The organism is Methanobrevibacter sp., assembly GCF_017447225.1.
In the GTDB taxonomy this organism is placed as follows: Archaea; Methanobacteriota; Methanobacteria; order Methanobacteriales; family Methanobacteriaceae; genus Methanocatella.
Map to the genome: position 1 here is coordinate 1 of NZ_JAFSNZ010000056.1, position 7,662 is coordinate 7,662.

At 34.5% G+C, this 7,662-nt stretch carries 10 protein-coding genes; 2 read left to right on the plus strand and 8 right to left on the minus strand.

What is annotated here, in order from left to right; genetic code table 11:
* Positions 1-98: 98 nt before the first annotated feature.
* On the minus strand, positions 99-383 hold the full coding sequence (locus tag IJQ68_RS05430) for an energy-coupling factor ABC transporter substrate-binding protein (protein WP_292797979.1): 285 nt from the start codon (positions 381-383) through the stop codon (positions 99-101).
* A 2-nt stretch (positions 384-385) separates the two neighbouring features.
* Entirely contained in the window at positions 386-1,063 is a 678-nt protein-coding gene (locus IJQ68_RS05435) for an energy-coupling factor ABC transporter permease (RefSeq protein WP_292797982.1), read from the minus strand.
* A gap of 213 nt (positions 1,064-1,276) precedes the next feature.
* On the opposite strand from IJQ68_RS05435, the gene pyrF reads away from it, so the two are divergent.
* Together pyrF and IJQ68_RS05445 are read left to right on the plus strand one after the other, a co-directional pair.
* On the plus strand, positions 1,277-1,915 hold the full coding sequence (gene pyrF / locus IJQ68_RS05440) for an orotidine-5'-phosphate decarboxylase (protein ID WP_292797984.1): 639 nt from the start codon (positions 1,277-1,279) through the stop codon (positions 1,913-1,915).
* Between the two features lie 96 nt (positions 1,916-2,011).
* On the plus strand, positions 2,012-2,257 hold the full coding sequence (locus tag IJQ68_RS05445) for a DUF5654 family protein (RefSeq protein ID WP_292797986.1): 246 nt from the start codon (positions 2,012-2,014) through the stop codon (positions 2,255-2,257).
* A 27-nt stretch (positions 2,258-2,284) separates the two neighbouring features.
* Here IJQ68_RS05445 and IJQ68_RS05450 read toward each other — a convergent pair whose 3' ends face one another.
* The 6 genes from IJQ68_RS05450 to IJQ68_RS05475 all read right to left on the minus strand — a co-directional run.
* Positions 2,285-2,758: a hypothetical protein gene (locus tag IJQ68_RS05450; protein WP_292797990.1), complete on the minus strand. Its 474-nt coding sequence runs from the start codon at positions 2,756-2,758 to the stop codon at positions 2,285-2,287.
* A 57-nt stretch (positions 2,759-2,815) separates the two neighbouring features.
* Positions 2,816-3,733 carry a deoxyhypusine synthase gene (locus tag IJQ68_RS05455; protein WP_292797993.1) on the minus strand — a complete coding sequence of 306 codons (918 nt, stop codon included), beginning with the start codon at positions 3,731-3,733 and terminating at the stop codon, positions 2,816-2,818.
* Positions 3,734-3,742: 9 nt separating this feature from the next.
* Positions 3,743-4,645: a CBS domain-containing protein gene (locus tag IJQ68_RS05460; protein ID WP_292797995.1), complete on the minus strand. Its 903-nt coding sequence runs from the start codon at positions 4,643-4,645 to the stop codon at positions 3,743-3,745.
* A gap of 165 nt (positions 4,646-4,810) precedes the next feature.
* Positions 4,811-6,829: a cation-translocating P-type ATPase gene (locus tag IJQ68_RS05465; RefSeq protein WP_292797998.1), complete on the minus strand. Its 2,019-nt coding sequence runs from the start codon at positions 6,827-6,829 to the stop codon at positions 4,811-4,813.
* A gap of 314 nt (positions 6,830-7,143) precedes the next feature.
* Positions 7,144-7,269, minus strand: a complete 126-nt coding sequence (locus IJQ68_RS05470; RefSeq protein WP_292798001.1) for a hypothetical protein — start codon at positions 7,267-7,269, stop codon at positions 7,144-7,146.
* 13 nt (positions 7,270-7,282) lie between these two features.
* Positions 7,283-7,662, minus strand: a 380-nt coding sequence (locus tag IJQ68_RS05475) for an SPASM domain-containing protein (RefSeq protein WP_292798003.1), incomplete at its 5' end; no start/stop codon positions are given.

Here is a 7,662-nt window from a genome sequence, read left to right on the forward strand (position 1 = left end):
ACATTAAAGTCAGACAGTTTATTGTTATGTGCTATATAATCAATATCAAATTTCAATTAAAACAACCTCTAAAAAAAAGAAAAAGAATAATTAATTAATTATTCTTCTTTACCTTGTCCTCTCCAGTAACCAAAGAAGTAACCAATGATGATTGCTCCGATAGCTGCTTGGACAGCGAATAATAAACTTTCTATTTCACCACTTGGTGGTTCCCAAAATGAATTAAACCAAGGTTCGTATCCAGTTTCAGAAACACCATCAGACCCTTGATCGTCAGATCCTCCAAAGTATCCTTCATCTTCACCAAGACCGGAATACATTGCTAAAGGTGCCACTAATAATACAATTACAATAATTGCCAATATAAGATTTTCGTATTTCATATCTATTCACCTTTTGCTAATTCTTTATCAGCGATAACACCTAATTTGTTTAATAATTTTGGTTTATAGCTCATTAATCCGTTCCAAATAATTACGGTTAATAAACCTTCAGCAATAGCTAATGGTAATTGAGTTGGAGCGAAGATTAAGAAAAATTTAGTGATTGCTGCCATAGTAGTAGGTTCAGGGAATGCTAAACCTAATTGTATGGAAGTTACTAAATAAGTTGCGAAATCAGCAACGAAAGCTACAAAGAAAATATTAATTTTAGATGGTAATCCCACTTTGAAAAATATTTTGTATACAATCCAACCTGCAAGAGGTCCTACAATACCCATTGAAACAATGTTTGCACCTAATGTGGTTAAACCACCGTGTGCGAGTAAAATTGCCTGGAAGATTAATACGATTGTTGCTAAAACTGCAGTAGCTGCAGGTCCAAAGATTGCAACACCTAATCCATTACCAGTTGGGTGAGAACAACTTCCAGTTACAGAAGGTAATTTTAATGATGAAATAACAAACATAAATGCTCCACTTACAGCAAGCAAAGCTCTAGATTCAGGTAATTCATCTGATACCTTTTTGATTTTATAGAGTCCGTATGCGACCACAGGTATTGCTATAATATACCAAACAGCACACCATAATGGTGGTAAGAACCCTTCCATAATATGCATAATTTATTCTCCTCTTTAATAATTAATCAAATTTAGGCTTACTTAAATTTAAACAATTTAAATCCAATTTGACATTAATAGGTATTTATCTCATAGTATTTAAATATATAATATAAAATTAATATTTTATCAATTATACTTTAAAAAAATAATCAATTAAATCAAACCTATTTTATAAAAATACTTAATATAACACTTACAAATATAATTTACATGAAAATAAAAAACAATTTAATTTTAGCATTGGATGTGGGAAGTGAAGATGAGGCAATCAACATCTGTGATAAAATATCAGACCATATAGACACCATAAAAATAGGTTATCCTCTAGCCCTTGCAGAAGGCCTTGAAATTATCCGAAAACTGAAAGACAAATTTGGATTTAAGGTAATATGTGACTTTAAGGTGGCAGATATCGATGCGACAAACGAAAAAATCTGTGAAGAGACATTCAAAGCTGGTGCTGATGCGATAATATGTCATGGTTTTGTCGGACAGGACAGTGTGCAGGCATGCCTTGACGTTGCAAACAGATATGAAAAGGAACTGTTTTTACTGACCGAAATGTCCCATCCGGGAGCTAAGAAGTTCCTGCAATCAGCAGCCGATGAAATAGCCAAAATGGGTGTTGAAATGGGAATTACAAACTACGTTGCTCCTGCAACACGCCTTGATCGTCTGCAGGATATCAGAAATATTGTTGGTGATGACGCATATATCATCTCACCTGGCGTTGGAAAGCAGGGCGGTGATGCCAAAAAAACCTTAGAAATATCCAATGCAATTATTGTTGGAAGAAGCATTTATGAATCAGACAATCCGAAACTTGCATGCGAAAATCTTCTAAAATAAAGTTAAAATTAACTAAAAGTATTTTAATAACTAAATATATAAATATACATGTTCTACTTATCTAATGAACAAATTAATTGAAAAGGAGGAAATACTATGGCATCTGAAGTAACCAAATTAATTATGGAAACTATTTTAGGTTTAATTACCACTGCTTTTGCATTCGTTGCAGGTTTAGCATGGAACGATGCTATTCAAGCATTAATTGAACAGTTTGTAGGATCTGGAGACGCTTTATCCAGCCTATTCACTTACGCAATTATAGTTACCATTGTTGCAGTTCTCGTAACAGTTATTCTTGCAAGATTCGCAGCAAAAATGGGTATCGAATTAAACGAATAAGGAAAATAATATATTTTCCTTTTATTACTATTTTTCAAACAACCAGCCGGCCATTGCATAGGACACTTCAAACAAAATAAAGAATATGAATGTCCAAAATGATATGAAACCAAATAGAGCCAATAGGAATATTACAATTTTCATTACAAACCTGTATTCAAAAAATAGGATAATGAAATTATTATCCGTATAATTTTCAATTAATTCATGGCCTACTTCATCAGCTAATGCTGCAAAAATGAAAACAAGCAAAATAGCCAGACTTAATTCCGGCAAACCAAATATCAAACAGATTATTATAAATAAAATCAGAGTAATCCAGTGATGGATGCCGTCTATTTTTAATGCTATCAGATTACCTATCAGAATTCCAATGAAAACATAAGCTGCACCTGAATCAATGGTTGCAGCAACACCTGAGGCGATTGCGCATAAAATACCGAAAATTATTGCTAATTTCAAATCATTGTTTTCATCATATGCATCATCCGAAAATTTCATGAAAAATCCGGATAGTAAAAATAAAAGGCCTAAAATAAGATAATTCAATTAAAACACCTAAAGTTTATCCAATGCCGCTGCATAAATCAATGGGAATATTACAGTCACATCACCAATTACTGTTTCAAGCGTTGAACCGCATCTTGCTTTAGACCAGGATTTAGCTTCCTTAAGAGGAGCTCCGCTTAAGCTACCGGCTTCAGGCCTGTCCATTGTTATTTGAATGGCTGAATCCAATCCTCCTTTAAGCAAAGTAGAAGCTAAAGTATAATGCTTTGTCAATCCTCCTCCAAGAAGGACTCCACCAATTCTTTCACTGTCAAAAACAAAATCAGACAAGTAATGCATATCAGCCACTGCATCGACAACAAAATCATGATCCTGATTAAACATCCATAACTGCAATCCGAACATGCTGTCAATTAGTCCGGGTGCAAAAATAGGAACATTCAAACGTGCTGCAGTTGCAACAAATGAGTTTTCATCATCAATCAGTAATCCTACCTCATGCAATAGCTCCTGAATTGATATTTTGCTTTTGCGTGATGAGATGTCTTCAAAAATCTTAATTATTTCACTTTCAAAAATAGTAAAGTCATCTGATCCTACATTGATATCAGCAATTCTTCCTATTCCGTCAGCGTTTAAGTCTTCATCGTCACGTCCTTCGTCACGATAATGGCTTCCGCCGAATGCTTCAAGCAGGTCATGAGTGATGTTTGCTCCGCTTGATATAATCAGATTAACATGTTTTTGACGAATCATTTGAGTCACTATATTTCTAAGGCCACCCGTAATCAAAGGCCCCCCTAAACTCATGAAAACGTTCATGTCCTCATCAGCAATCATGTCAGTCAATATGTTTGATGCCCTGGCAACTCTTCCGGAACCCAATACTCCTGATTTGTCGAATTGCTCAACTAATTCGAATACCTTCATATCCTTTTTAACATTTAATTGGTTGACTTTATCCATTTAATCACACTAATTAGTAATAATCGGGAACTTTTCAAGGTTTGTCATGGAATTAATCAAATCAGTTCTTGTAACAATTCCAAGCAGGTTATTGTCATCATCTGCAATTATCAACCTTGATATGGATTTCTTAAATAAGATTTCAAGGGCTTTAGCAATTTTCAGATTTTCATTTATGATTATAACCTTTTTAGACATTAAATCACCAACAGTAGCATCATCCCTATCATCAGCAAATGCATGAACCAAATCGGTTACTGTAAATACGCCTACGACTTTTCCATCTTTCATTACAGGAGCACCGTCAATTCTGTTTTCAGAAAACAGTTTTGCAGCATCCTTTAAATTACAGTCAACTTTTAGAGAAATCACGTTTTTGCTTGCAATATCCCCAACGGTCTGTTTTGGAATGCTTCTGATGGTAGTTGTATCTACAAGAAGTATATTGTCCATATCATCTCTTCCGACAATTTCACCCATAATTCCTAAATTATTAACCGGAGTTGGACCAATTCTAATCATATCTCCAAGATTCAGGTCTTTAATACTACCTAAAACTTTAATAGCTGCTTCACATTCACCAGGTTGGGGTACAGAAGTGAATTCTATTTTAGCAACGGAAATATCTTTTAGTCTTTCATCATTACGATAAATAGGAACTTTAGTTTCCTTATCAGAAATTGATATGTTTAAAGAATGATATGCTTCAATAGTTGGCTTATACCCACCTCTAGGACCCGGAACTCCCTTAACTAAACTTAAACTTCTAAGGGATTGCATCTGATTACGAATTGTACCAGGGTTTCGGTTCATAACTTCAGCAATATCCTCTCCTTTAATGGATTTACCATCAGAGGACTGGTATAAATTAATTAGTGTTTGTAAAATTTCCTTTTGTACTGATGTTAACATAATATTCACTCATCAAATAAATTAAAACTATTATCATATCTGTAAAAGATACTTTATAAATATAATGATTTATCATGATATATTGAAAAATCAATATCTGATGTTTAAAAAAAAGAGAAAAAAATAATTAAAAATATATTTTAATTATTGAAATTTAGACATTGTCTAATTATGATATGCTTCACATGCATGCCTATCCATCGGATGGGTATGCGCATGAAGATGACGAACGCCATTTTCAGTTACGATTTCATCGATAATCTCCACATTTTCATGGGAATGGGTGTGTGTTCCATCCTCATGAGAGTGATAGTGATTATGCTGTGAATTTTTACTTTTTTTATCAAAATTCCTATCATATAACAATGCTGCATTTAAAACAACCAAACATGAACCTGCATTATGGACAATAGCTCCAGTAACCGGATTCAAAAGTCCCAATACAGAACAGATAATAGCAACAGCATTGATTGTCATGGAAATTGCAATGTTTGCTTTGATAGTAAACAATGTAGAGTTTGACAGGTTTTTAAGATAAGGAATTTTTGAGATTTCATCACCTAAAAGAGCGATATCTGCAGCTTCAATAGCAACATCACTGCCCATGGATCCCATAGCCACACTTACATTAGCGGTTTTAAGTGCCGGCGCATCATTTACTCCATCACCAACCATACATACATTTTCACCGTTTTCCTGGAACTTGGAAATCCATTCAAGCTTTTCTTCGGGAAGCAGGTTACCGTGAACTTCACCTATTCCGACTTTTGAAGCGAAGTAGTTTGCGGCCTGATTATTGTCTCCTGTAAGCAGAACAGTTTTGGTCTTGATGTCATGAAGCGCATTAATCATTTCAGGAGCATCTTCACGTATCATGTCTGATAATGCAATGACTCCAATAATCTTATCGTTTTTGGCAACTACAACTGTTGCTTTACCTTCATTTTTAAATTTATCCATGTATTCATCAACATTGTCATTGATACCTTTTTCATTTAAAAACTTCAGATTTCCTGCATAAATTGTGTTGGAGTTGATTTCACATGACACTCCAAGACCGGGATACATTTTGAAGTTTTCTACTTCATCAATTTGAATATTATCGTTTTCGGCTTTGCTGACAATAGCCTTAGCAAGAGGGTGTTCGCTTAAGCTTTCGCATGATGCTGTAAGAGACAGGAGCTCCTCTTCTGAAATTCCGATTGGAGTAATGTCTGATACAACAAGATTACCGTAGGTCAATGTACCTGTCTTATCAAATACCAAAGTATTCAAAGCACCCAGGTTTTCTAAAGCTTCACCGGATTTAATCAGTACACCATGTTTTGTTGCCTGACCAATAGCTGCCATAATAGCAGTAGGAGTTGCCAAAATTAAAGCACATGGACAGAATACTACTAAAACTGTAACTCCACGTTCGATGTTTCCGGTGACAAGCCATGCAACAATTGCAATAATCAGTGCAACAGGAACTAGCCATGTAGCCCATTTGTCAGCGATTCTTTGTGTTGGAGCCTGTTTTTCGTCAGCGGCCTTAACCAAGTCAATTAATTTTTGAAGAGAAGAATCTTCAGAAAGACTTGTTGCCTTAATATCAATAGCTCCAAACATGTTTGTGGTTCCACAAAATACATCATCACCTACAGTTTTATCAATAGGCAATGATTCTCCAGTCATTACTGACTGATCTATTGAACTGGTTCCCTTAATGATTTCACCGTCAACCGGAATATTTTCTCCAGGCAAAATCCTTAAGTTATCTCCAAGCTTAACTTCACTTGCAGGGATTACATCACCATTTGTAAGTCTTGCTGTTTGCGGAGTTAAGTCAATTAAATTTTTTAAACCTTTTTTAGCTCTTTCAACTGTCCAGTCTTCAAGAAGAGCACCTAATGCCATAATCCATGCGACCTCACCTGCTGCGAAAACTTCACCAATCAATAAGGAAGCAATCATTGCGATTGCAATCAGCAATGCGGATGAAATCCATTTTTCACGGACGAGCCTGGTCATAGCCAGCAATAACATTGGAATACCGCTGATTATTACTGTTCCCCATGCGGGATTCAGGTAAATTGGCGTGTCAATTCCAAAAATCATAAAAATAATCGCAATCAATAAAAAGATTCCTGAAATAATCGTCATTTTTAGTCCGAATAAAAAGTCTGTTATTTCATCAATCACTCAAAACACCTCAAAGTATTACTTTTTTTAAATTCATTTAAATACTCAGTATTACTAAAAAATTTTTTAATGAAAATCCCAATGAGGGAATCAGATTAAAAAATTAAGAAGTATTACAATTTTTAAAATCATTTAAATATAAAGTATTACCCACAGCCAAAAAGTATTACTTTTTTTAAATTCATTTAAATACTCAGTATTACTAATAATATTATGCAACTTGAAGCATATAAATGTTATTACTTTTTTTAAATTCATTTAAATACTCAGTATTACTGAGTGAAAAAAATAGAAGAGAAAATGAAATTATTATATTATTCATCTTCAGCCTTTTCAAAATTCATGCACTGTTTGACATCCAATAGAAGATGTTCGTTAATCTTACAGACAATCTTGTACTTATCTCTAAATTCCAAGTGTTTACAATCATCACAAATCATATCATCACCCCGATTATGGCTTCATAGCCAAATCCATTATGCTGAACTGTTCACCCTCTTTTCTTTCAGCCGGTGCACCCAATCCAAAGGCAGAACGGGCAAATTCCTTATTCATTCTTTTTGAAACTTCGCCGAATATTATTTTATAAGCATCACATTGCGGGTCCACTGCCTGAGGAGTTTTATGTGCAACAATTGCATTATACGGACATCCTCCTTCACAATATTTGACAAATTTGCATTTCTTACAGTTTTCATCAACATAATTCCTGAATTCCTGAAGCTTTGCCCATGCATCTGATGTTTTCAGGTCATCAAAAGAAGGATTGGTTGAAACATTACCCAAAACATATTCCGGCATACCAACAAACCTGTAACACGGATAGATTGAAC